The following is a 20,938-nucleotide window of genomic DNA, read 5'->3' as shown; positions in this document are numbered from 1 at the left end:
GCCGCGGTTTCCGGGAATCGTTCAGGAAAGTTTGATCGCTTGGATTGCACAAGCCATATATACAATATTACTATTAATTGTTAACAATGATATTTGATGTATTAAACATCATGAGGCAAATATGATCACGTCGCAGCAAATGCGCGCCGCACGCGCTCTTCTCGGCTTGGACCAGCGTCAGTTGGCCGAATTGGCGGGATTGTCTCTCCCTACGATCCAACGGATGGAGGCGTCCGAAGGCCAGGTGCGGGGCGTGGTCGAGACTCTGGTTAAAGTGATCATGGCGCTGGAGAGCGCCGGTATTGAGCTGTTGGGCGAGAACGCGCCGAGCACAGGCGTCGGGCGCGGGGTCCGCCTTCGTGAACCTGCCAGTGGCGGCGTCAGGCGGTCGTCGTCCTCCATGCTGTACGACAAGATACCGGCTGAGGAAGCTGACAGGTGACGGCAGCCTCCTATACGCCCAAACTCCTCACAACGCTGCGCGAAGGCTATTCGGTCGCGAGCTTCCGGGCAGATGCCATAGCAGGATTGACTGTGGCCATTGTTGCGCTCCCGCTCGCGATGGCGCTCGGCATTGCCAGTGGAGCGACGCCCGACAAGGGATTGGTGACCGCTGTGATCGCGGGCTTCCTGATCTCGGCGCTTGGCGGATCGCGCGTCCAGATCGGCGGACCGACCGGCGCCTTCGTGGTCGTGATCTTCAACGTCATCGCCCAGCACGGCTATGATGGACTTCTGGTGGCCACGCTGTTGGCCGGGCTGATCCTCATCGCCGCCGGCGCCCTTCGCCTGGGGCGGATGATCAAATATATCCCGCACCCGGTTGTGACCGGCTTTACCGCTGGCATCGCGGTGATCATCGGGTCGAGCCAGGTGAAGGATTTTCTCGGCCTCTCGATCGAGCATGTCCCTGCCGAATTCATTCCGAGGTGGCAGGCCTATTTTGGCGCGATCGCCACCGTCAATTGGGTCACGCTTGGCATCGGCGTGGGCACGCTTAGCGTTATCGTCATGCTGCGCAAGCTTGCGCCGAAATGGCCCGGCTTTTTGATCGCCGTGGTGGCGAGTTCGCTCGCAGTTGCCCTGCTCAAACTGCCGGTCGACACGATCGGGTCGCGCTTCCCGGATATGTCGGCCGGTTTGCCGATGCCGTCGTTGCCGGAATTCTCCCTGGCCAAGGTCGCCGCAGTTCTCCCTTCCGCGTTCACGATCGCCTTCCTCGCTGGGATAGAAGCCCTGCTCTCCGCAGTCGTCGCCGATGGAATGGCCGGAACACGCCATCGCTCCGATCAGGAGTTGATCGGCCAGGGCGTGGCGAATTTGGGGTCGGCACTCTTCGGCGGCCTGCCGGCGACCGGTGCCATCGCACGCACGGCGACCAACATCCGTTCTGGAGCAAAGACGCCTGTTGCGGGAATGATGCATGCGGCTTTTCTGCTCCTGTTCATCCTCTTCGCCAGCGACCTGATGGCCTATGTGCCGATGGCGGCGCTCGCTGCAATCCTCTTCATGGTCGCCTGGGGCATGAGTGAGTACAAACGTTTCGTGGCCCTTCTGCGTATGCCGAACAGCGATCGTGCGGTACTTTTGCTGACTTTCGGACTGACGGTGCTGGTTGATCTGACAGTCGCAATCGGTGTCGGCGTAGCGCTCGCGTCATTGTTGTTCATGGCGCGCATGGCCGAAGCGGTCGAAGTTGACGCGGGGATCGCGCAAGAGTCCGAACTGGATGCAGAGGACATGCACCAACGCGATGCGCTTCCCCGCGGCGTCGAGGTGTTCCGGATCAACGGGCCGTTCTTCTTCGGGGTCGCCGGCGAACTGCTGGACACGTTGAGGCGGGTCGGTTCGTCGCCCAAAGTCCTTATCCTGCGCATGCGCCTGGTCCCGCTGCTCGATGCCAGCGGAGTGCAGGCGCTGGAGGAATTTGTCGAACAAGCCCGCATTTCCGGCGCGCGTGTAATCCTCTCCGGTATAAGGCCACAGCCGTTCGCCATGCTCAAACGCGCACGCCTTGGCCGGTCCTCGGGCAAGCTCATCTACACGTCGAACTATGCAGAGGCGCTCATCGCCGCCGCAAAGATCGTCGAGGAAGCCTGACATGCCGGGAACTTTCAACTCATGCGCATAACGCGGGAGGCAGGCTTGTGCGCTGTCGATCGAAATGCGCAGGCCCAACGTGACGACGGTCCATTATCAGGAGAAGCAGATGAACGACCAAGATTATGTCTATGACGAAGAAACCGGGGAATGGATGCCCGCAGCGGAACTGGCAGTGCGCCATGCCGAAGCCGAGAGGGTCGAGGTGCGTGATGCCGTGGGAAACATACTCATCGATGGCGATCAGGTCACATTGATCAAGGATCTGGAAGTCAAAGGTGCTGGGCAGACGCTGCGGCGTGGCACACTTATCAAGTCGATCCGACTTACCGGCGACGCACAGGAAATCGACTGCAAATATGATGGCATTAAGGGACTGGTGCTGCGAGCGGAGTTTGTTCGGAAACGTACCTGATCATGAAGCAAACTGTCCGACACAGAGCATCAACAGGAAGCCCACCGTGCTGGCAACGCCGCCGATATAGGGGAAGGCCCGGAACGGGATCGCCGCAGCCGGAGCGGGCGGAACACGCGGTGCAATGATGGCGCGATCGATCGGCAAAGCCTTGCCGCAACATATGCTGTAGCCGGATCATCAACTCGCCAAGCGCTGTGAGTGAATAAGCCGGGAGTACCGGCGCGCAATCGAACCCAATTAGCGGACCGTCTGGACGCAGGAACGAAAATCGGCGGTTGAACGGCTACAAAGGGTCGGTTTCGCCGAAGGTGAACGCCGGATCGTGGGACAATCCTGCCGTTCGCGGATATGAGCAGGAATGGCGGGTCTCGGCGACACCCGAAGTTCGATCCTTGACGCCAGTCATCCTCGTAATGGGTGAGATTGGCTGGGAACTCCTCCCAAAGATCTGCGGAATGCGGGATCGGGCCCTACTCGATAACCGCTAGCCAAGCCTGGGAGACTCTCATTCTTCAAGTTTCGGTCCGCTCAGACAGTATCAAAGCATCGTCCATGTCGATCCCTGGTGCGACCAAATCCTATCGCTCCAATAACATGTGAGCGGGATTTCATTGCGACGAATGAACATGATCCCCTAGTCTGTCAGTCGCACACCATCTGGAGCGCGCTCATGGCCGATGACCAGCCTCGTTACGAACCCTACGACAAGCCGGCAGGCGGTTGGGGTGCGGCCGCTGCTACGACAAAAGTCCTGATGCAGGAAAGCGTGGTCACTAAAGGATCGAAAGCGCTGCTCTCCATGAATCAGCCCGGCGGGTTCAAATGCCCGAGCTGCGCCTGTCCCGACCCCGACTGCACCCAGACGCTTGAATTTTGTGAGAATGGCGCGAAAGCGTCGTGCGCGCATTCGGGACCAACAACTTCCCCGACTGTTCGAACATGTGCCACGAACCGACCAGTCGGGGCCTCCCGCATTCGATCGGCGTCGGGAAAGGCACGGTCACCATGGCCGATTGGGCCAAGGCCGAAGCGATCTTCGTGATCGGCCAGAATATGGGGACCAATTCTCCCCGCATGATGACCGATCTCGTGCGCGTGTCCGGCATCGAGGAGGCACAGATCCGGCGTTGTGCCGAGATCTACATCCGGACCAGCGCGACGATCATCTGCTACGGCATGGGGCTGACCCAGCACCAGCAAGGCGCGCGGTTGCTCCAGCAGGTCTGCAACCTCCTGTTCCTGCGCGGCAACTTCGGCAAGCCCGGCGCCGGGATCGCGCCGATCCGGGGTCATTCGAACGTCCAGGGCGATCGCACCGTCGGCATCGACGAGCAGCCTGCCGCCGCATATCTCGATCGCGTCCGGGATGTGTCCGGGTTCGATCCGCCGCGCGAGCATGGCCATCACACCGTCGATGCCGTCAAGGCGATGAGGGCGGGGACGGCCAAACTGTTCGTCGGCATGAGCGGCAATTTCGTGCGCGCCGTTCCGGACACCGAGCGCACCTATGAAGCCATGCGCAATCTCGACCTGACCGTCGGCATTTCGACCAAGCTCAATCGCAGGCATGTGGTCCATGGCAAGGAGGCGCTGACCCTGCCGGTCATTTCCCGGTCCGAGCGGATCGAGACAGAGGCGGGCGAGCAGTTCGTCACGATCGAGGACGCCATGTCCAAGGTCACCGCTTCGCGCGGCGTGCTCGATCCGGCCAGCCCGGACTGCCTGTCCGAAGTGGAGATCGTCTGCCGCATGGCCCGTGCCACGCTGCCCGACAGTAGCATCAAGTCGATCCCGGTAAAGATCCGGCTGGCGTGAGAATGGCTCGGGCGGCCCGATGACGCTGATAAGCCTTGCCGCGCTGCTTCACACGGCGATCGTCGCGGCGACGCTGCTGCACATATTGGCGCGACCGGACATCAACGCAACCACACGGATCGCCTGGGCGCTGGCTCTCTTCGTACTGCCTGCACTCGGCGCGCTGGCCTATTTCCTGTTCGGTCGAATCCGGTTCGATGGCCCGCAAGGCGCTGCCCATCGCGAGGCCGAACTTGCGACCCGGCCAATGGTGCTGGACAGCGGCGAGCCGCATGACCTTGTCACCCAGGGACCGGCCAGCGGCTTTGCCAGCGCCATCAACGGGTTCGGCGTCACGCATGGCAACCGCGCGGAGTTGCTCGACAGCCCGGACGGGCAGCGCGCCCGCCTGATCGCCGATATCGATGCGGCACGGCGCTTCGTCCATGTCTTCTACTATATCTGGCTGGATGACGGCACCGGCCGGGCGGTCGCCGAAGCGCTGATCCGGGCGGCACGGCGCGGCGTACGCGTGCGCGCCGGGGTGGACGCGATCGGATCGGGCGCGCTCCTTAAATCCACCGTCTGGCAGGCGATGCGCGCAGCGGGCATCGAGACCATGGCGGCCTTGCCCATCGGCAATCCGTTATCGACGGTGCTCGTTCGCCGGCCCGATCTTCGCAATCATCGCAAGATCACGATCATCGACGGCGCTATCTGCCATTGCGGCAGCCAGAACTGCGCCGATCCGGCCTTCTCACCCAAGCCGCGCTATGCGCCATGGGTCGATGTCATGGCCCGGTTAGAGGGGCCGGTGGCGCGGCAGATGGACCTCCTCTTCGCGCAATCCTGGTTCGAACAGGGACCGATCGACCTGACCCCCTGGGACTACCGCACCGATCCTGTCGAAACCGGCGTCACGGCTCAGGTCGTTGGCACGGGTCCGACGACGGACAAGGGTGTGGCCGCCCAGCTCCTTGCCCGCATCGTGGGCGAGGCCCGCCGTGAAATCATGATGACGACCCCCTATTTCGTGCCGGGCGATGTCGTATCGGAAGCCATCATCGGAGCGGCCATGGCGGGCGTGGATATCACGCTGATCGTGCCGCATCGCAATGATTCCTGGTTCGTCGGCGCGGCGAGCCGAGCCTATTATCCGCGACTGCTCGATGCGGGTGTCAGGATCCAGGAGTTCGAGGGCGGCCTCCTCCATGCGAAGATCCTGACCGTCGATGGCGAGCTGACTTTCTTCGGGTCGACCAATCTCGATTTCCGCAGCTTCGACCTCAATTTCGAAAATGACATCATGGTGCGGGACAAGGAATTCACCGCCGCGATGCGGGCGCGCCAGCAGGAATATGGTCGTTCGGCGCGGCCGGTGACGCGAGGTCAGACAGAAGCCCTCCCTCTGCACATCCGCATCTGGCGCAATGCGCTTGCATCGCTCGGTCCGTTGATTTGACGTCCGGTCAGCTAGCGCTTCTCCCGGAATTTGGATCCCGATAGTATGGTTCGTCGAAGCACGGAGTATGACGCACATGGTTGGCACGCCGATCCCGAAGGACATCTTTACCGAACCGGAGAATGTCGATCCGGATACCCTCGCCAATCTCGGCCCCCTGCGTCGGCTTGCGGGAATATGGGAAGGCGACAAGGGCAATGACCTCAATCCGAAGGCGGACGGCCCGGAGCAGCGCCAATATTTTGAGCGGGTCGAGATGCAGCCGATCGATCCCCAGACGAATGGCCCCCAACTTCTCTACGGCCTGCGCTACCACACCCATATCGGCACGCGCGAAGAGGACATCACCTTCCACGACCAGATCGGCTATTGGCTGTGGGAGCCTGCAACCGGCCTCATCATGCAGACACTGGCTATCCCTCGTGGCCAGGTCGCGCTCGCATGTGGACAAGCCGGGAAGGACGATATGACGCTGAAAGTGAAAGCCGTTCGCGGCCAGACCGATTATGGCATCTGCTCCACGGACTTTCTGGAGCAGGCGTTCCGGACCGACAGCTACATGCTCGATATCGCTTTCGCCGCAGATGGCTCCTGGACATATACGAGCGAGACCATGCTGATGGTCAAAGGCCGCAACGAGCCGTTCACCCACCGCGACACGGGCAGCCTTAAGAAGGTGGGCGATGCCGATCTCAATCCCTGGCTCAGGATCGTTCGTGCCAAGGCCGGCGGGCCGGGCTGATGGGGGGAGCCGCGACGACGTTTCACTATTTCGACACCAGGACCTGGCTTGGCGCGGTGATTCTTGCGGCGCTGCTGATCGGAGCCGCGATCCTCATTTCCTGGCTGGTGCGACGCGCCTTCACGACGCTCATCGCGCATGACCGGTCCGAACGCATCGACCAGATCACGATCTCGTTTCTCAGCCACCTGGCAATCCTGATCATATGGCTGCTGATCGGCGCGCTGTACGCCCATCTTGTTCCGGCGCTTAACCGTCTCAGCACCGCCTTGCTCGCCGGGGTCGGGCTGATGTCGGTGATCGTCGGCTTCGCCGCCCAGACGACGCTGGGCAATCTGGTCTCTGGCGTTAGCCTTGTATTGTACAAGCCATTCCGCCGTGGGGACCGATTGCAGGTCGTCGCGCCCAATAAGGATCAATTCGACGTCGGTGTTGTCGAGGATATCACGCTGGGTTTCACCATCCTGCGCACGGATGATGGCCGCGAGATCATCATAGCCAATGGCACGATGGCGCAGCAGACAATGATCAAACTGCCACGCAGCGAGAAGGATGGCGCATGAGAGCCGTGATCGCCACCTCAGCTTTCGGAATAGTTGTGGGGGGCTTGGCCGATCGCCTAATTCACGATGAGGGAACGGGGGCGTCTGTCAGGAGCAGGCATTCGGACATCTACCCCGGAACGCCCGGCTCTGGTCGGCACAGGCTTCAAGGAAACTCCTCCGTCTTACATCGGCAAGCTGCGAAGTGAGTATGGCGCCCATTCACTTCGCCGGACGCCATTCACTTCGCCGGACGAAGGCGTCGATCATCTATAGGGCGACCGGGAACCTTCGTGCCGTCCAGATCCCTCTCGGTCATAGCAAGATCGAGAACATGGTTCGCTATCTCGGCTTCTTGGCGAGGGGCCATTCAGCGTAACCACAAGCGGAGCACTCCTCCGACCAGCGCCAACGCAAGAACGCTCGTCGCCCAAATTCCGACGAACCATCCAAGCCGGCACAGCCAAAGCGGCATCAATGATAGCCCTCCGTCCCTACCTTGCCGCGAAACACCCAATAGGACCACGCAGTATAGGCCAGGATGACGGGCACCATGATCGAGGCCCCCACCAGCATGAACATCTGGCTGCGGTGAGGCGCGGCCGCTTCCCAGATCGTCACCCGCGCTGGAATTACGTCGGGCCAGATCGAAATGCCAAGGCCGACGAGGCAAAGCCCGAACAAGGCAAGCGCCCAAAAGAATGGCTGCGCATCACGCTTCCGACGCAGGCTGCGATAGAAGAGCAATGTCATGATCACTGTGGCAAGCGGCACCTGCGCCGTCGCCACTATGCCGGGGAAGCTCAGCCAACGCTGATAATATTTTGTCTCCAGCCCCAAGGTCGCGAGACTGATTGCGCCGATCATGATCAGAAGGCCGATGCCCAGTCGACCGGCATAGGTCACCGCCTGCCGTTGCAATCCGCCCTCGGTTTTCCAATTTAGCCAGCAGGCACCGAGCAGGGCATAGCCCACCAGCAGACTAATGCCGGTCAGCAGGCTGAACGGTGACAACCATTCCCACCAGCCGCCGGCATAGCTGCGACCCTTGACCGTGATACCCTGAAGAAGCGCGCCAAGCGCAATTCCTTGCGCGAAGGTGGTAATGACCGAGCCGGTGGTGAACGCCTTGTCCCAGAAGGCGCGGTGCGCCGGATCGCGCCATCGAAACTCGAAGGCGACACCTCGAAAGACGAGTCCCAGCAGCATCGCGATCATTGGCGCGTAAAGCGCTGGCAGGATGATCGCATAGGCTAGCGGGAATGCAGCGAGCAGACCGCCAACGCCCATCACCAGCCAGGTCTCGTTTCCGTCCCACACCGGCGCGATGCTATTCATCGCGGTGTCACGGTCCTGGCCGACCTTGAAGAGAGGAAAGAGGATGCCAATGCCGAGATCGAAGCCATCCATCACGACATAGGCAATGATCGCAAAGCCGATGATGCAAGCCCAGATGACAGTGAGATCGATCATGCCGAAGCTCCCTCGATGATAGCTGGGGCGGGGGTGATGCCTGCGCTGCGGATCGGTGCGTCATCGGGCGGGGTTTCATGCGCTTGGGGCGGCTTCTTCATCAGATGCAGGAGATACCAGATGCCCATGCCGAAGACGGTGAAATAGACGATCGCAAATGCGAGCAGCGACGAGACGACGGCGGGAGCATCCAGAGGCGAAGCGCTCTGTGTCGTCCTTAGCAAGCCGTAGATCGTGAACGGCTGGCGCCCGACTTCGGTTACCACCCAGCCGGCCAGCACGGCGACAAGTCCGGACGGTCCCATCAGGACCGCGAACCGATGCAGCATCGGCCAGTCGTAAAGCGCCTTGCGCCAGCGCGCGATGAGGCTCCACAGCCCGATTGCGAGCATGGCAAACCCAATGCCGACCATGACGCGAAAGGCCCAGAAGACGATGCCGACGGGTGGTTGGTCGGCTTTCGGTACAGTGTCGAGACCCTTCAGGGGCGCGTCGATTTCGTGCCTGAGGATCAGCGACGAGGCCTTTGGTATCTCGATGGCGTAGTCGACCCGCTGTTCCTTGCTGTTCGGGATGCCGAACAGGATCAGCGGAGCGCCGTGCGGGTGACTCTGGTAATGGCCCTCCATTGCCATGACCTTCACCGGCTGATGCTCGAGCGTATTCAGTCCGTGCATGTCGCCGGCGAAGATCTGGATCGGCGCAACGATCGCTGCCATCCACATCGCCATCGAGAACATCTTGCGCGCGCCCGGATTGGCGCGGTCCTTGAGAAGATGCCAGGCACCCACCGCGCCGACGATGAAGGCGGTCGTCAGATAGGCCGCGAGGACCGTGTGGAACAGGCGATAGGGGAAGCTGGGATTGAAGATGATCGCAAGCCAGCTTGTCCCGGGCAGGAACTGACCGTTGGCGCCGATCTCATAGCCAGTCGGCGTTTGCATCCAGCTGTTGACCGCCAGGATCCAGAAGGCGGAAATAAAGGTCCCCAGCGCCACGGCTAGCGTAGCGACAAAGTGCAGCTTGCGCCCGACCTTGTTGATTCCGAACAGCATGACGCCGAGGAAGCCGGCCTCCAGGAAGAAAGCGGTCAGTACTTCATAGGCCATCAGCGGCCCGATAACTGGACCTGCCTTATCGGAAAACACCGACCAGTTCGTACCGAACTGGTAAGACATGACGATACCCGAGACGACGCCCATCCCGAACACGACAGCGAAAATCTTGAGCCAATAGCGGAACAGATTGGCATAAACGCCCTTACCGGTCTTCAGCCACAGGGCCTCCAGTACCGCCAGATAGCTTGCCAGCCCGATGGAAAAGGCGGGGAACAAGAAGTGGAAGCTGACCGTAAAGGCGAATTGCGCCCGCGCAAGAATGATGGCGTCCATGGATGTCCCCGTTCAGCTGGCGAGTGCGGACCAGCTCTTGAATAGCATGTAGATGGCGACAATGAGCACGAAGATCGCGAACAGGCTGTTCAATCGGCCCTTTTCGGCAGCCATCACTTGGGATGTGCGTGTGCCGATGATGCTTCCGACGATGCCGCCCGCGATGAAAACGCTGGCGAGGCCCCACAGGACATAGCCAGAAACAGCATAGTTGAGCGCGGTGGTCAGGCCGAAGGCGGCGACCGCCACCAGCGAAGTGCCGATAGCACGCAGGATCGGCATATGTGTCGACGCAATCAGGCCTGGTACGATGAGGAAACCTCCGCCAATTCCGAAAAAGCCGGAAAATGCCCCGGTGCCGAGACCATAGCCAACCACCTTGCCAACGTTCTCCCGGTTACATTGCGCGCCTTCTATGCCCTGATCGCCGCGTCCGCGGAACATCAGCAACGCCACCACGACCATCAGGATAGCGAATAGAAAGAGCAGCCTGTGCCCGTCGATGCTCTTGCCGAGGGTCGAGCCGCCGAGCGCGCCGATGACGCCAGCCGCCGCATAGATCCCGCCGCACCGCCAGTTCACCGTCCGGGCATGGGCATGGTTCCAGAGACCGGCGAGCGCGTTGACCGCGACCGCCAGAGCGCTGGTGCCGATAGCCTCGTGCGGATTGCGGATCCCCACGAGATAGAGCAGCAAGGGCACGGCGAGGATCGATCCGCCGCCGCCGACGAGCCCGAGCACGAACCCGACGAGCGCGCCCGAGAGACCGCCAAGGGCATATTGCATCGGCTCCAGCATGGCTCAGTGCGCCGCCCCGATTGCATGCGGCGCGACCATCCATTCGCGCCCCTTGAGCATGCCGTGCCAGTAGACCGGCGGAAGGATCGTGTCTTTCAGCAACCACGACAGGCGGGAGGGACGCGTCCCGTCGATCAGCCAGTTGGGGAAGCTGGGTAAGAGTTTGCCGCCATAGCCGAATTCGGCGAGGACGATCTTGCCTGCCTCGACCGTCAGCGGGCAGGAACCATAGCCGTCATAGTCCGCGACCGGTTCCTTGCCTTCAAGAGCAGCGAGAACGTTTACCGCGACGACCGGTGCCTGCTTGCGTGCGGCGGCTGCGGTCTTGGCGTTGGAGGCGGAGCAGGCGTCGCCCAGTGCGAACACGTTGGGATAGCGCAGGTGCTGAAGTGTCGCCTCGTCAACCTCGATGAAGCCGGACGCGGCCGCGAGCGGACTCGACCGGACAAAATCCGGAGCGACCTGGGGCGGTACGACATGGATCATGTCGAAGCGTTCATCGACCCGTCGCGTGCCATCGCCATCCTTGCGCTCGAAGGTGGCGACCTTCGCCGCGCCATCGATGGCAACCAGCTTCGATTCGAAATTCAGGTGCGCGCCATAACGCTCGACATATTCCATGAGCGCAGGGACATAGGCTGCGACGCCGAACAACACCGCACCGGCAGTGTGGAACTGCACGTCGATGTCCTTCAGGACCCCGGCCTTTTCCCAGCGATGACAGGAGAGATACATGGCCTTTTGCGGCGCGCCGGCACATTTGATCGGCATCGCAGGCTGGGTGAACAGCGCCCGCCCGCCCTTGAATTCCTTGACAAGCCGGTTGGTATAGGGCGCGAGATCGTAGCCGTAATTGGAGGTGACGCCGTTCTTCCCGATCGTTTCGGCCAGACCTGGTATGGCATTCCAGTCGAGCGTGATGCCGGGACAGGCGACCAGGACCCGATAGCCGACGTCGCGACCGTCACAGAGGATCACCTTGTTCTCGTCGGGGGCGAAGCCGGAGGCGGCGGTGCGGATCCAGGTGACCTGCCTGGGCATGACCCGCGCTTCGGCGCGGCGCGTGAATTCCTTGTCGAACACCCCTGCGCCGACCATCGTCCAGCCCGGCTGGTAGTAATGTACCCCCGACGGCTCGATGACGGCGATATCAAGTTTGGGATTGCGCTTCAGGAGGCTGGACGCCGTTGCAATTCCGGCAGCACCGCCACCGACGATCACGACATCGTGAATCCTGGGAGAGGAAGCCGAGTTCTCCTGCGATTGGGCAAGCTCGTAGAGCTTCGTCGATCGAGCGCCGGAGCGACAGAAGGCCAGGATCGGCTTGGGAAGGACCGCAATCGCCTCCGCCATGGCGTCGACATTGGCGTTGGCGATCGCGCCTGAAGCTGCGGGCACGTGGGCGAAGCGCAGGCCCGCTTGCTGGGCAGCCTCGCGGATCTGGTCTGCCGCAATTTGCCCCGGTTCCTCGCCGTCGGGCCGGTTGCAGATGATGGCCTTGAACCCCTGGGCTGCAATCGAGGGGATATCGGCGATCGTAAGCTGGGGCGATACGGCGAAGTCTGCGTTCAGCGGTTTGATGTCCATGATTGCTCCTCCACCCGCTGCCGCGCGGGGCTGTTATCTCATTATGTGGTGATGCGGTGGATGGTCATGCCGGCCAGCATGGCGACCACGAATATCCCGGCCTCGAATGGGGCGATCAGCAAGTCAGCCAGCGCCGGTCCGGGGCACAGGCCCCCGATGCCCCAGCCGATGCCGAACAGAGCTGCGCCCGCCAGCAGCTTCCCGTCGATCAGGCGGGTGCCGGGCAGGTCAAAGGCGTTGCACGCGACGGGCTTCGTCATGCGTTGCTGGATCAGCCAGGCTATCGCCATCGGAACCATCGCCCCCGCCATCACAAAAGCGAGCGTGGGATCCCATGCGCCGAAGAGGTCAAGAAAGGCACGCACACGTGCAGGGTCGGCCATGCCGGAAACGGCAAGTCCAGCGCCGAACAGCAGGCCAGACGCGAGCGCGAGCGCAACCTGCCTCATAGCCAGCCTCCCAGGCGCATCACGCCAACCGTTGCAAAGCCGCTGGCCATGAAAGTGAAGGTTGCCACTATCGACCGCGGCGACAGCCGCGAAAGGCCGCATACCCCGTGGCCACTGGTGCAGCCCGACCCGAGCCGGGTGCCCAGGCCGACAAGCAACCCCGCCCCGATGAGTTGCAGGATGCCCGCGCCGAAGCGGGTTTCAACACCACCGCAAACCAGTGTTACCAGCATCGCGCCCAGTGGCAGTCCGACCACGAAGGCGATGGCAAGCGCACGCGGCGCCCCAGCGGTGGCGATGGCGGTCGCGCGGGCCAGCATGCCGCTGACCCCCGCGATCCGGCCAAGGCCCAGCAACATGATGGCGGCGGCAAGGCCGATCATCAGGCCGCCCAGAAATCCGGCAACGGGCATTGCATCGGGAAAGCCGGGCAAGGTCATAGCGCGTTGACCGGGATCTTGAGGTAGGTGATGCCGTTGTCCTCAGGCGGCGGCAGGTGCCCGGCGCGCATGTTGACCTGGACCGAGGGCAGGATCAGGCGCGGCATCGCGAGCGTCTTGTCGCGGGCCTCGCGCATCGCGACGAATTCGTCTTCGCTCACGCCGTCGTGAATATGGACGTTGGAACTGCGCTCCGCCTCGACCGTGGTTTCCCACACATAGTCCGTACGCCCTTCAGGCAGATAGTCGTGGCACATGAACAGCCGGGTTTCCGGCGGCAACGACAGGAGCCGTTTGGCAGACTGGTAAAGGGTACGGGCATCCCCGCCGGGAAAATCGGCGCGGGCCGTGCCATAGTCCGGCATGAACATGGTATCGCCGACAAAGACGGCGTCACCGATCACATAGGCAATGCAAGCCGGCGTGTGGCCCGGCACATGGAGCACGGTGACGTCGAGATTGCCAATGCGGAAGTGGTCGCCATCCTTCCACAGATGATCGAAATCGGAGCCGTCGCGCTCGAAGTCCGTGCCGGCATTGAACAGCTTGCCAAAGGCTTCCTGCACGGTGACGATATGCTCGCCGATGGCGATCTTCCCGCCCAGCTTCTCCTGCAGATAGGGCGCTGCCGACAAGTGATCGGCATGGGCGTGGGTCTCCAGGTGCCAGTCGACCAGCAGTCCCTTCTCCCCAACATAATCGAGAACTGCATCTGCCGCGCAGAAGGATGTCCGACCCGAAGCCGGATCATAGTCCAGCACGCTGTCGATGATCGCGGCGCGTCGGCTTTCGGCATCGTGAACGACGTAAGTCACCGTGAACGTCGGTTCGTCGAAGAATGCCTTGATCTGCGGGACGCCAGTCTGCGCGGCCGAGATTTGCAACGATGCAGCTTCAAGTGAGGAGTCGATCACGGAAAACCTCATAAATTCACATTTACATATATTGTGTAATCTAATAATTCTGTTGCGTCAAGAAACTAGAGTGTCGAAGGAAGCACTATGGAAACCAGTCAAAGGATCGAGGGCAGGCCCCCGCGTATCGGAGAACCCGCGCCCGATTTCCGCGCGCGCTCGACAACCGGCGAAATCCAGCTCTCCAAGCTGCGCGGACGATGGGTGATCTTCTTCTCTCATCCCGCGGATTTCACGCCTGTCTGCAGCACGGAATTTGCCGAGCTCGCCCGGCGCCAGTTGGAGTTCGATGCGCTCGAAACCTCGCTATTGGGGCTGTCTGTCGACAGCCTTTACGCGCACATGGCGTGGGTCAGGGCGATCCGCGAGACGCTGGGAGCCGATGTCCGATTTCCCATCATAGAGGATCCGAGCATGGCGATCGGGCGTGCCTATGGCATGATCGATGAACAATCGGCCGACAGCATGGCGATGCGATCGACATTCTTCATCGACCCGGAAGGAGTCATTAGAGCGATCACTTGCTATCCCCACAATGTGGGGCGTTCGGTGGACGAGATGCTGCGGCTGCTCAAGGCATTGAAGGCGGTGGAAGGAGCCGACACGCTGGCGCCTGAAGGATGGCGGGATGGACAGCCGCTGCTCTCAGCACCCTCCGACGTCTCCGGAGATCGTCAGGACTGGTTTTGCCGTTTTGTGGACGCGCCATGAAAGCGGCATTTTACGAAGACCGCGACACTGCGACCATCGCTGCTGAAAAGCTGAAGGTCTTTGCTCAACCGCAGCGCCTTATGATTCTGTCGTGCCTGTTGCGCGGGGAACGCAACGTCTCGGAAATTGGCGAAGCGACCGACATCGCGCAACCCGCGCTCAGCCAGCAGCTGGGCGAGTTGCGCCGCGCCAACCTCGTTCAAACGCGCAAGGAAGCTAAATTGGTGTGGTATGCGCTTGCTGACGAGGATGTCGCCCTATGTGTCCGCACAATGGAAGCGATTTTCGGAGGCATAGGCAAAATAGACGATGTTCGCGGCGCTGCGAAGCCGGCCCGCGGCCAGCCGCTGTCGGGCGGTGTCGCTGGTTTCGCTCAAATTTTGGATTGAAAACTTTCTGTCGCTAGAACGATTTCCAAGCGATCGGAACCGATTGCTGGTTAAGAAATCGCGGAAAACAAGGAATCCAGGGCGGCGATCCGATTCAATCAGATCGAAACCCGCTCTAGCGCCCAGGCGCCTGACTCTTGACTCTGCTGACTCCGCAAAAATCACATCGGCAGTCGGTGCAGGAGCCAGGGATTATCGAAACGGACACACCGTCAGGCTTCAGAGGGATACGGCGTATATCGTGCCGATCATCGGCGCAGCGATTAGGCCGGGCGGTCTTGCACCAGCCGGAGCGGCACGATTGCTGTGAACTGACATATTCGCACCCGGACCGGAACGGCGCATGTTGGGTCCGCGTCCGCGCCGAGCCCCCTACCGGTTTGCTTTGGAACAAAGCCCTCGTTCCCGCCCACGTCGCTAAGCGTCGCGTTGTACCGAGAGCCGACATCTACCGTTTGGCCACATCGGTGTCGTTTGAGGAACGGGAAGGCGCAAACCATTTTCTGAAATTACATGACTTCAGACATCTTCTTGCGTTGCGGGCCAGCATGCCCCAACCTGCCTCATAATTCACGATACCACTTGAGTTTGGATAACGAGCCTAAGCTTTCGCTCAATCGCTGGCACCTTCATCATCTTGCTCAGATAGAAACTTCGTGTCTGCCACGATGGCTCTGCTTCGCCGCCGCCATGACCTGCATGACATTGAGGGCCTCCTCAACTGGGACAGGACCAGGTCCTCCCATCGCGATTGCGTCTCTGATTGCTGCATAGAACTGTCGATAGTCTCCCGGAATTGATGCGACGGGCATCCCGCCCTGTTCACATTCCGCCACTTCAAAAAGCGTGCCTGGTTCCCGGTCCACGCCAAATTCGGGGTATGATGGGTTGCCCCCTGCCTTTAATTGCTGCTCTTGGGGATCCATGCCGCGCTTGATGAAACTTCCCGATGTGCCATGGACGGCCATGCGCAAGCTGTTGTCGAGTGTCAGCTGGCTGGCATGCAAGACAACACGAAGGCGCGGATAACGCAGCAGGATGTGGAAATAGTCATCGGCCAGACCTCCGTATTTCTGGATCCCCAGATCGGCGTAGACTGCTGCTGGCATACCAAATAGTAACAAGGCCTGATCGATCAGATGTGGGCCAAGATCGTTGAAGATGCCTGCGCCGGGTCGTTCGCGCCACCGGTCGCGGAGTTCGGGACGAAAGCGGTCGAAATGGCTTTCGAACTGCATGATTTCACCCAGCCTGCCTGACGCAATCAGCGATCTCAGAGTGAGAAAATCGCTGTCCCAGCGACGATTGTGGAACACCGACAGGAGCCGATTGGCCTGCCGTGAATGTTCGGCAACGCTCCGCGCGTCTTCGAGTGTGAGAGCAAAAGGTTTGTCGATCACGACATGTTTGTTGGCATCGAGAGCGGCATGGGCTTGCGGCGCGTGGAGCGGGTCGGGAGTGGCGATCACGACCAGATCGATGTCAGGATCGGCCAGAGCTTGATCAAGCCCCTCGAACACTCTTGCCGCGGGAAGATCCGTGTGGACCTTGGCGGGTCTTGTGGAGACCACCGCGGCGAGTTCGATCCCCGGCGTGGCCGCAATCAAGGGCGCGTGAAACGTCCTGCCGGCATAGCCATAGCCCACCAGAGCGACCCTCACGACTGGATGAACCACAAGCACGCCCTCCCACAATATGATCGGCACTCGATCCCCGGAATAAGAAACCCGCAGCCAGGGAAGTTCCCCGACTGCGGGCATAGGTGCTCCCCGGCAGGGTTTCTACATCTTGACGCGAACCCCGACGTGAACGCCTGGCCAATCGTGTCATAGGCGCCCGAATAGGGGATTGAGAAGGTCGTCGTTGGCTTCGGCGAGGGCGGCGGATCCTTGTCGAACAGGTTACTGATGGTGAGGAAGGCCTCGAAGCGCTCCATGACCTTCGCCGTGAGGGTCACGTCGGTATAGGCCACAGCCGGGATATCGTTCTCGGGAATGCCGATCCCTTCGACCAGGTTGGCATCGATCAGCGATTTGCCGATGATCCGTTCCTGCAGGAACACGCCGAAGCTGTCCGAATTGTAGTTGATCTGGAAGATCCCGCGCCAGCGCGGATTGGTCGCAGCGCCGCGCTGGTTGATCACGGACCCCACGGCGGGACGGATGTAATCGGCGCTGTTGATGTTGACAAAGCCGCGCAGGGCTAACTGGCCCGATCCCAGATTTGTGCGATATTGCGCTTCGATGTCCCAGCCTTTGACCCGCTGCGGATTGAGGTTGAACGGCGGCGTGATGACCGTGAGCGCACCGTTTGACAGGCTCTGCAAGGCGCAGAAGGTCTGATCACCGGCCGCGCAGAGATTGACCTGCTGCTGGGCCAGCAACCCGGCAATCGCGTTGTTCACGTCGATCTTGTAGTAGTCGATCGATGCCTGGAAGCCGGGAAGGAAGCCGGGCTTCAGTACCACCCCGGCAGTAAGAGTATCCGCCTTTTCGGGAGTCAGGTTCGGGTTGCCGCGGGTCAGCTGGAACAGTGGAATCGTGTTTCCGCCGAAGGTGATGGTGGCACTCGAGAACTGGCTGCCGTTATGGAGGTCGATCATCGAAGGCGCCCGAATGTCGCGCGAGCGGGTCAGGCGGAAACGGATGTCGTCGACCGGCGCCCAGTTGGCGCCAGGCTTCCAGGTCGTCGCATCGAATGAGCTGGACGAAGGCGCCGACGTGGAGACACCTCTGGCGAAGGTGTAGACCCGGCCATCTGCGCTGTACCTCGCGTGGCGGACGGCTCCGTTGAGATCGAGCTGATGGAAGAACGGCTTGCCTTCGACCAGCGGAACCGCCACCTCCAGATAGCCCTCAACCACCTTGATCGCGCCGCTGAACGGCTGCGGATTGAAGAAGCGGAATGCGCCTTGGCGCCGTTCTGGGCCGATGGCGCGCCAAGGATGCCGGTGAAGCTGTTGACCGTCTGCGACAGGGCATCCGATGTCTGGTTGGCCTTGTCGCTGCGAATATTCGATACCTGTTGCCAGTGAGATCGGCGAGTTGCTGGCAAGGAAGGCACCGCCGAGTTCACCGCGCAGGTTCAGAGCGATGTTGTGCTGGGATCCACTCGTCGTGATGCTTCCCGTTCTTCCATCCGGCCTTCTGTTCAATGTGAACCCTGAGGGCCGCCGCCTTGAAGGTCAGAATTGCCGGATTTCACTCCCATTCTTGCGGGGCCACTGCGGTTCTGCAAGCAGTAGGGCAATTAACGTGATGCCTCACTCTGAGAGAGCTTCGCAACAGCCGAAATATGGCGTCGCATGGAAATGTCACGGGGATAACCGACCGGCCGGCTTGTACGACCGGGCTTCGTCCACGAGGCTCTGCATCCGGGCGATCTTGTCCTTGCGTACCTGGTCGCGGCGGATCAGGTCGCGCACATAATCGCTCGCATTGCTGTAGCGGCCGGTTTCGGCCTGCGCCTCGACCCATTGCTTCATCGGATCGGGAAGGGAAATGTTCATGGTGGCCATGGGCGGACTCCTTGTCCAGAATATGCCAAGGACCGCCAATTCTTGTTAAATTCACCAGTCCCGACCCAAGGTCTAATTGTCCCTTTCCGCAAAAGGTTCATCCTGTTCCCAACTTTCAGACGAGTCCGGGAGAGGATGGATGTTACAGCAGGCAATGGCGCGGTTCGCGGGGAAGACGCTGGTTCGCGACACCTATGACAATTTCATCGGCGGCCAATGGGTGAAGCCGGTTCGCGGGGAATATTTCGACAATCTTTCGCCGGTGACGGGCCAGAGCGTGTGCAAGATCGCTCGCTCGACCGCCGAGGATATCGAGCTGGCGCTCGACGCGGCGCACAAGGCGAAGGAGGGTTGGGGCCAGCGATCGGCGACCGAGCGGGCCAACATCCTCAATCGCATCGCGCAGCGGATGGAGGAGAATCTCGACCTGCTCGCCATGGCCGAGACGATCGACAACGGCAAGCCGATCCGCGAGACGACCGCGGCCGACATTCCGCTCGCCATCGACCATTTCCGCTATTTCGCGGCCTGCGTGCGGTCGCAGGAAGGTTCGATCGCGGAGATCGACCATGACACGGTCGCCTATCATTTCCATGAGCCGTTGGGCGTGGTGGGGCAGATCATCCCCTGGAACTTCCCGATCCTGATGGCGGCGTGGAAGCTGGCCCCGGCGCTGGCGGCGGGTAATTGCGTGGTGCTGAAGCCTGCAGAGCAGACGCCGATGTCGATCATGGTGCTGATGGACCTGGTCGGCGACTTGATCCCCGAAGGCGTGCTGAACGTCGTCAACGGATTTGGCGTGGAGGCCGGCAAGCCGCTGGCCACAAGCAAGCGGATTTCGAAGATCGCCTTCACCGGGGAGACCACCACCGGGCGGCTGATCATGCAATATGCCTCGGAAAACCTGATCCCGGTGACGCTGGAGCTGGGCGGCAAGTCGCCCAATATCTTCTTTGCCGACGTGATGGAGGCGGACGACGACTATTTCGACAAATGCCTGGAAGGCTTTGCGATGTTCGCGCTCAACCAGGGTGAGGTCTGCACCTGTCCGAGCCGGGCGCTGGTGCAGGAAAGCATCTATGAGAAGTTCATCGAGCGCGCCGTCGCCCGCGTGCAGAAGATCGTGCAGGGCAGTCCGCTCGACCCCGCGACGATGATCGGGGCGCAGGCGTCGAACGACCAGCTGGAGAAGATCCTTTCCTATATCGACATCGGCAAGGATGAGGGTGCCAAGGTGCTGACCGGGGGTACGCGGGCGCATCTGGGCGGCGAGCTGGAGCAGGGCTATTATGTGACGCCGACCGTGCTGGAGGGGCACAACCGGATGCGCATCTTCCAGGAGGAGATTTTCGGTCCGGTGCTGTCGGTCACGACCTTCAAGGACGAGGCGGAGGCGCTCGCCATCGCCAATGACACGCTGTACGGCCTGGGCGCGGGGGTGTGGAGCCGCAACGGCAACACCGCCTATCGCATGGGCCGCGCGATCCAGGCCGGGCGCGTGTGGACCAATTGCTACCACGCCTATCCGGCGCATGCGGCCTTTGGCGGATACAAGCAGTCGGGCATCGGGCGCGAGACGCACAAGATGATGCTGGATCACTATCAGCAGACCAAGAACCTGCTGGTCAGCTATTCGACCAAGGCGCTGGGGTTCTTCTGAGGCGCGTGGCGGGTCGCATGCCGAAGGCGGATTGTTTCCCCCTTCACGCCTTCGGTTCCGGCGGGCGCCTCTCCCGGGCGCCCGCCTTTTCGTCTCCGTGCCGATGGTGGGAGGGAGAAGGGAGATCATGATGAACCTGCCGCCCCGCGTCCTGGCCACGCCCGGCGCCGAGGCGCTGATCGCGCGGCTGACGGCGCGCCACGGGCCGTTGATGTTCCATCAGTCCGGCGGCTGTTGCGACGGGTCGGCGCCGATGTGCTTTCCGCGGGGCGAGTTCAGGGTCGGGGGGCAGGACGTGCTGCTGGGCCATGTGGCGGGCGAGGTGGACGGGGGGGTGCCGGTGTGGATCGGCGCGGCGCAGTTCGAATATTGGCGGCATACCCAGGTGACCATCGACGTGGTGCCGGGCCGGGGCGCGGGCATGTCGCTGGAAAGTCCGGAGGGGGTGCGCTTCATCGTGCGGTCGCGCGTCTTCAGCGATGAGGAGAATGCAGCGCTGGAAGCGGCGGGAGAACCCTTGCGCGGCGGATGATTAGGCATAGACAGTAAGA

General features: G+C 61.4%; 22 protein-coding genes. 11 read left to right on the top strand and 11 right to left on the bottom strand.

Features of this window, described 5'->3' with window-relative positions:
* The first annotated feature begins 121 nt into the window (after window positions 1-121).
* From MRBLMA1_RS10700 to MRBLMA1_RS10670, 7 genes are all read left to right on the top strand, one after another.
* A complete protein-coding gene (locus MRBLMA1_RS10700; RefSeq protein WP_133655018.1) occupies window positions 122-442 on the top strand; it encodes a helix-turn-helix domain-containing protein in 321 nt (106 codons plus the stop codon).
* Window positions 439-2,100, top strand: coding sequence for a SulP family inorganic anion transporter (locus MRBLMA1_RS10695; RefSeq protein WP_363736696.1), 1,662 nt, complete (start codon window positions 439-441; stop codon window positions 2,098-2,100). Before MRBLMA1_RS10700 ends, MRBLMA1_RS10695 begins: the two co-directional genes overlap by 4 nt.
* A 109-nt stretch (window positions 2,101-2,209) precedes the next feature.
* Window positions 2,210-2,515, top strand: coding sequence for an alkylphosphonate utilization protein (locus tag MRBLMA1_RS10690; RefSeq protein ID WP_363736695.1), 306 nt, complete (start codon window positions 2,210-2,212; stop codon window positions 2,513-2,515).
* 900 nt (window positions 2,516-3,415) lie between these two features.
* Window positions 3,416-4,333, top strand: coding sequence for a molybdopterin-dependent oxidoreductase (locus MRBLMA1_RS10685; protein WP_363736694.1), 918 nt, complete (start codon window positions 3,416-3,418; stop codon window positions 4,331-4,333).
* 19 nt (window positions 4,334-4,352) lie between these two features.
* Window positions 4,353-5,774: a phospholipase D-like domain-containing protein gene (locus MRBLMA1_RS10680; protein WP_363736693.1), complete on the top strand. Its 1,422-nt coding sequence runs from the start codon at window positions 4,353-4,355 to the stop codon at window positions 5,772-5,774.
* Window positions 5,775-5,841: 67 nt separating this feature from the next.
* Complete coding sequence (locus tag MRBLMA1_RS10675) at window positions 5,842-6,516, top strand: FABP family protein (protein ID WP_363736692.1); 675 nt, start codon at window positions 5,842-5,844, stop codon at window positions 6,514-6,516.
* The gene (locus MRBLMA1_RS10670) at window positions 6,516-7,079 is read left to right on the top strand and encodes a mechanosensitive ion channel domain-containing protein (protein ID WP_363736691.1); all 564 of its coding nucleotides are present in this window, start codon (window positions 6,516-6,518) and stop codon (window positions 7,077-7,079) included. The genes MRBLMA1_RS10675 and MRBLMA1_RS10670 overlap by 1 nt, the downstream gene beginning before the upstream one ends.
* Before the next feature lie 349 nt (window positions 7,080-7,428).
* On the opposite strand, the gene MRBLMA1_RS10665 is transcribed toward MRBLMA1_RS10670, so the two are convergent.
* Genes MRBLMA1_RS10665 through MRBLMA1_RS10630 form a run of 8 tightly spaced genes read right to left on the bottom strand, consistent with a single transcriptional unit; the run spans window position 7,429 to window position 14,110 of the window.
* Window positions 7,429-7,533, bottom strand: a complete 105-nt coding sequence (locus MRBLMA1_RS10665; RefSeq protein ID WP_363736689.1) for a DUF2474 family protein — start codon at window positions 7,531-7,533, stop codon at window positions 7,429-7,431.
* Window positions 7,533-8,531 carry a cytochrome d ubiquinol oxidase subunit II gene (gene cydB, locus MRBLMA1_RS10660; RefSeq protein ID WP_363736688.1) on the bottom strand — a complete coding sequence of 333 codons (999 nt, stop codon included), beginning with the start codon at window positions 8,529-8,531 and terminating at the stop codon, window positions 7,533-7,535. Before cydB ends, MRBLMA1_RS10665 begins: the two co-directional genes overlap by 1 nt.
* Window positions 8,528-9,922: a cytochrome ubiquinol oxidase subunit I gene (locus MRBLMA1_RS10655; protein ID WP_363736687.1), complete on the bottom strand. Its 1,395-nt coding sequence runs from the start codon at window positions 9,920-9,922 to the stop codon at window positions 8,528-8,530. Before MRBLMA1_RS10655 ends, cydB begins: the two co-directional genes overlap by 4 nt.
* Window positions 9,923-9,934: 12 nt before the next feature.
* Window positions 9,935-10,720 (bottom strand): sulfite exporter TauE/SafE family protein, encoded by a 786-nt coding sequence (locus MRBLMA1_RS10650; RefSeq protein ID WP_363736685.1) that lies wholly within the window; start codon window positions 10,718-10,720, stop codon window positions 9,935-9,937.
* 3 nt (window positions 10,721-10,723) lie between these two features.
* A complete protein-coding gene (locus MRBLMA1_RS10645; RefSeq protein ID WP_363736684.1) occupies window positions 10,724-12,307 on the bottom strand; it encodes a TIGR01244 family sulfur transferase in 1,584 nt (527 codons plus the stop codon).
* A gap of 41 nt (window positions 12,308-12,348) precedes the next feature.
* Window positions 12,349-12,756: a DUF6691 family protein gene (locus MRBLMA1_RS10640; RefSeq protein WP_363736683.1), complete on the bottom strand. Its 408-nt coding sequence runs from the start codon at window positions 12,754-12,756 to the stop codon at window positions 12,349-12,351.
* Window positions 12,753-13,196 (bottom strand): YeeE/YedE family protein, encoded by a 444-nt coding sequence (locus tag MRBLMA1_RS10635; RefSeq protein WP_363736682.1) that lies wholly within the window; start codon window positions 13,194-13,196, stop codon window positions 12,753-12,755. Before MRBLMA1_RS10635 ends, MRBLMA1_RS10640 begins: the two co-directional genes overlap by 4 nt.
* Window positions 13,193-14,110: an MBL fold metallo-hydrolase gene (locus tag MRBLMA1_RS10630; protein WP_363736681.1), complete on the bottom strand. Its 918-nt coding sequence runs from the start codon at window positions 14,108-14,110 to the stop codon at window positions 13,193-13,195. Before MRBLMA1_RS10630 ends, MRBLMA1_RS10635 begins: the two co-directional genes overlap by 4 nt.
* 87 nt (window positions 14,111-14,197) lie before the next feature.
* On the opposite strand from MRBLMA1_RS10630, the gene MRBLMA1_RS10625 reads away from it, so the two are divergent.
* Together MRBLMA1_RS10625 and MRBLMA1_RS10620 are read left to right on the top strand one after the other, a co-directional pair.
* Window positions 14,198-14,821: a peroxiredoxin gene (locus MRBLMA1_RS10625; protein WP_363736680.1), complete on the top strand. Its 624-nt coding sequence runs from the start codon at window positions 14,198-14,200 to the stop codon at window positions 14,819-14,821.
* Window positions 14,818-15,210 carry an ArsR/SmtB family transcription factor gene (locus MRBLMA1_RS10620; protein ID WP_363736679.1) on the top strand — a complete coding sequence of 131 codons (393 nt, stop codon included), beginning with the start codon at window positions 14,818-14,820 and terminating at the stop codon, window positions 15,208-15,210. Before MRBLMA1_RS10625 ends, MRBLMA1_RS10620 begins: the two co-directional genes overlap by 4 nt.
* 641 nt (window positions 15,211-15,851) lie before the next feature.
* Here MRBLMA1_RS10620 and MRBLMA1_RS10615 read toward each other — a convergent pair.
* The 3 genes from MRBLMA1_RS10615 to MRBLMA1_RS10605 form a co-directional block, all read right to left on the bottom strand.
* Entirely contained in the window at window positions 15,852-16,856 is a 1,005-nt protein-coding gene (locus MRBLMA1_RS10615; RefSeq protein WP_363736678.1) for an oxidoreductase, read from the bottom strand.
* An 11-nt stretch (window positions 16,857-16,867) separates the two neighbouring features.
* Entirely contained in the window at window positions 16,868-18,364 is a 1,497-nt protein-coding gene (locus MRBLMA1_RS10610; protein ID WP_363736677.1) for a TonB-dependent receptor, read from the bottom strand.
* Between the two features lie 159 nt (window positions 18,365-18,523).
* A complete protein-coding gene (locus MRBLMA1_RS10605; RefSeq protein ID WP_363736676.1) occupies window positions 18,524-18,727 on the bottom strand; it encodes a type II toxin-antitoxin system ParD family antitoxin in 204 nt (67 codons plus the stop codon).
* Between the two features lie 139 nt (window positions 18,728-18,866).
* Here MRBLMA1_RS10605 and adh point away from each other — a divergent pair, with 139 nt between their 5' ends.
* Complete coding sequence (gene adh / locus MRBLMA1_RS10600) at window positions 18,867-20,387, top strand: aldehyde dehydrogenase (RefSeq protein WP_363736674.1); 1,521 nt, start codon at window positions 18,867-18,869, stop codon at window positions 20,385-20,387.
* 130 nt (window positions 20,388-20,517) lie between these two features.
* The gene (locus MRBLMA1_RS10595; RefSeq protein ID WP_414714708.1) at window positions 20,518-20,919 is read left to right on the top strand and encodes a DUF779 domain-containing protein; all 402 of its coding nucleotides are present in this window, start codon (window positions 20,518-20,520) and stop codon (window positions 20,917-20,919) included.
* Window positions 20,920-20,938 lie beyond the last annotated feature (19 nt).

Source organism: Sphingobium sp. LMA1-1-1.1, assembly GCF_040676365.1.
Taxonomy (GTDB): domain Bacteria; phylum Pseudomonadota; class Alphaproteobacteria; order Sphingomonadales; family Sphingomonadaceae; genus Sphingobium.
This window is presented reverse-complemented; position numbering and strand designations above follow the sequence as displayed.

What these genes read in the sequence shown, in the direction of transcription:
- MRBLMA1_RS10700 (WP_133655018.1), top strand. Translation starts at nt 122, where the DNA reads ATGATCACGTCGCAGCAAATGCGCGCCGCACGCGCTCTTCTCGGCTTG.
- MRBLMA1_RS10690 (WP_363736695.1), top strand. Translation starts at nt 2,210, where the DNA reads ATGAACGACCAAGATTATGTCTATGACGAAGAAACCGGGGAATGGATG.
- MRBLMA1_RS10680 (WP_363736693.1), top strand. Translation starts at nt 4,353, where the DNA reads ATGACGCTGATAAGCCTTGCCGCGCTGCTTCACACGGCGATCGTCGCG.
- MRBLMA1_RS10675 (WP_363736692.1), top strand. Translation starts at nt 5,842, where the DNA reads ATGACGCACATGGTTGGCACGCCGATCCCGAAGGACATCTTTACCGAA.
- MRBLMA1_RS10670 (WP_363736691.1), top strand. Translation starts at nt 6,516, where the DNA reads ATGGGGGGAGCCGCGACGACGTTTCACTATTTCGACACCAGGACCTGG.
- MRBLMA1_RS10665 (WP_363736689.1), bottom strand. Translation starts at nt 7,533, where the DNA reads ATGCCGCTTTGGCTGTGCCGGCTTGGATGGTTCGTCGGAATTTGGGCG.
- cydB (WP_363736688.1), bottom strand. Translation starts at nt 8,531, where the DNA reads ATGATCGATCTCACTGTCATCTGGGCTTGCATCATCGGCTTTGCGATC.
- MRBLMA1_RS10655 (WP_363736687.1), bottom strand. Translation starts at nt 9,922, where the DNA reads ATGGACGCCATCATTCTTGCGCGGGCGCAATTCGCCTTTACGGTCAGC.
- MRBLMA1_RS10650 (WP_363736685.1), bottom strand. Translation starts at nt 10,720, where the DNA reads ATGCTGGAGCCGATGCAATATGCCCTTGGCGGTCTCTCGGGCGCGCTC.
- MRBLMA1_RS10645 (WP_363736684.1), bottom strand. Translation starts at nt 12,307, where the DNA reads ATGGACATCAAACCGCTGAACGCAGACTTCGCCGTATCGCCCCAGCTT.
- MRBLMA1_RS10640 (WP_363736683.1), bottom strand. Translation starts at nt 12,756, where the DNA reads ATGAGGCAGGTTGCGCTCGCGCTCGCGTCTGGCCTGCTGTTCGGCGCT.
- MRBLMA1_RS10635 (WP_363736682.1), bottom strand. Translation starts at nt 13,196, where the DNA reads ATGACCTTGCCCGGCTTTCCCGATGCAATGCCCGTTGCCGGATTTCTG.
- MRBLMA1_RS10625 (WP_363736680.1), top strand. Translation starts at nt 14,198, where the DNA reads ATGGAAACCAGTCAAAGGATCGAGGGCAGGCCCCCGCGTATCGGAGAA.
- MRBLMA1_RS10620 (WP_363736679.1), top strand. Translation starts at nt 14,818, where the DNA reads ATGAAAGCGGCATTTTACGAAGACCGCGACACTGCGACCATCGCTGCT.
- MRBLMA1_RS10605 (WP_363736676.1), bottom strand. Translation starts at nt 18,727, where the DNA reads ATGGCCACCATGAACATTTCCCTTCCCGATCCGATGAAGCAATGGGTC.
- adh (WP_363736674.1), top strand. Translation starts at nt 18,867, where the DNA reads ATGTTACAGCAGGCAATGGCGCGGTTCGCGGGGAAGACGCTGGTTCGC.
- MRBLMA1_RS10595 (WP_414714708.1), top strand. Translation starts at nt 20,518, where the DNA reads ATGAACCTGCCGCCCCGCGTCCTGGCCACGCCCGGCGCCGAGGCGCTG.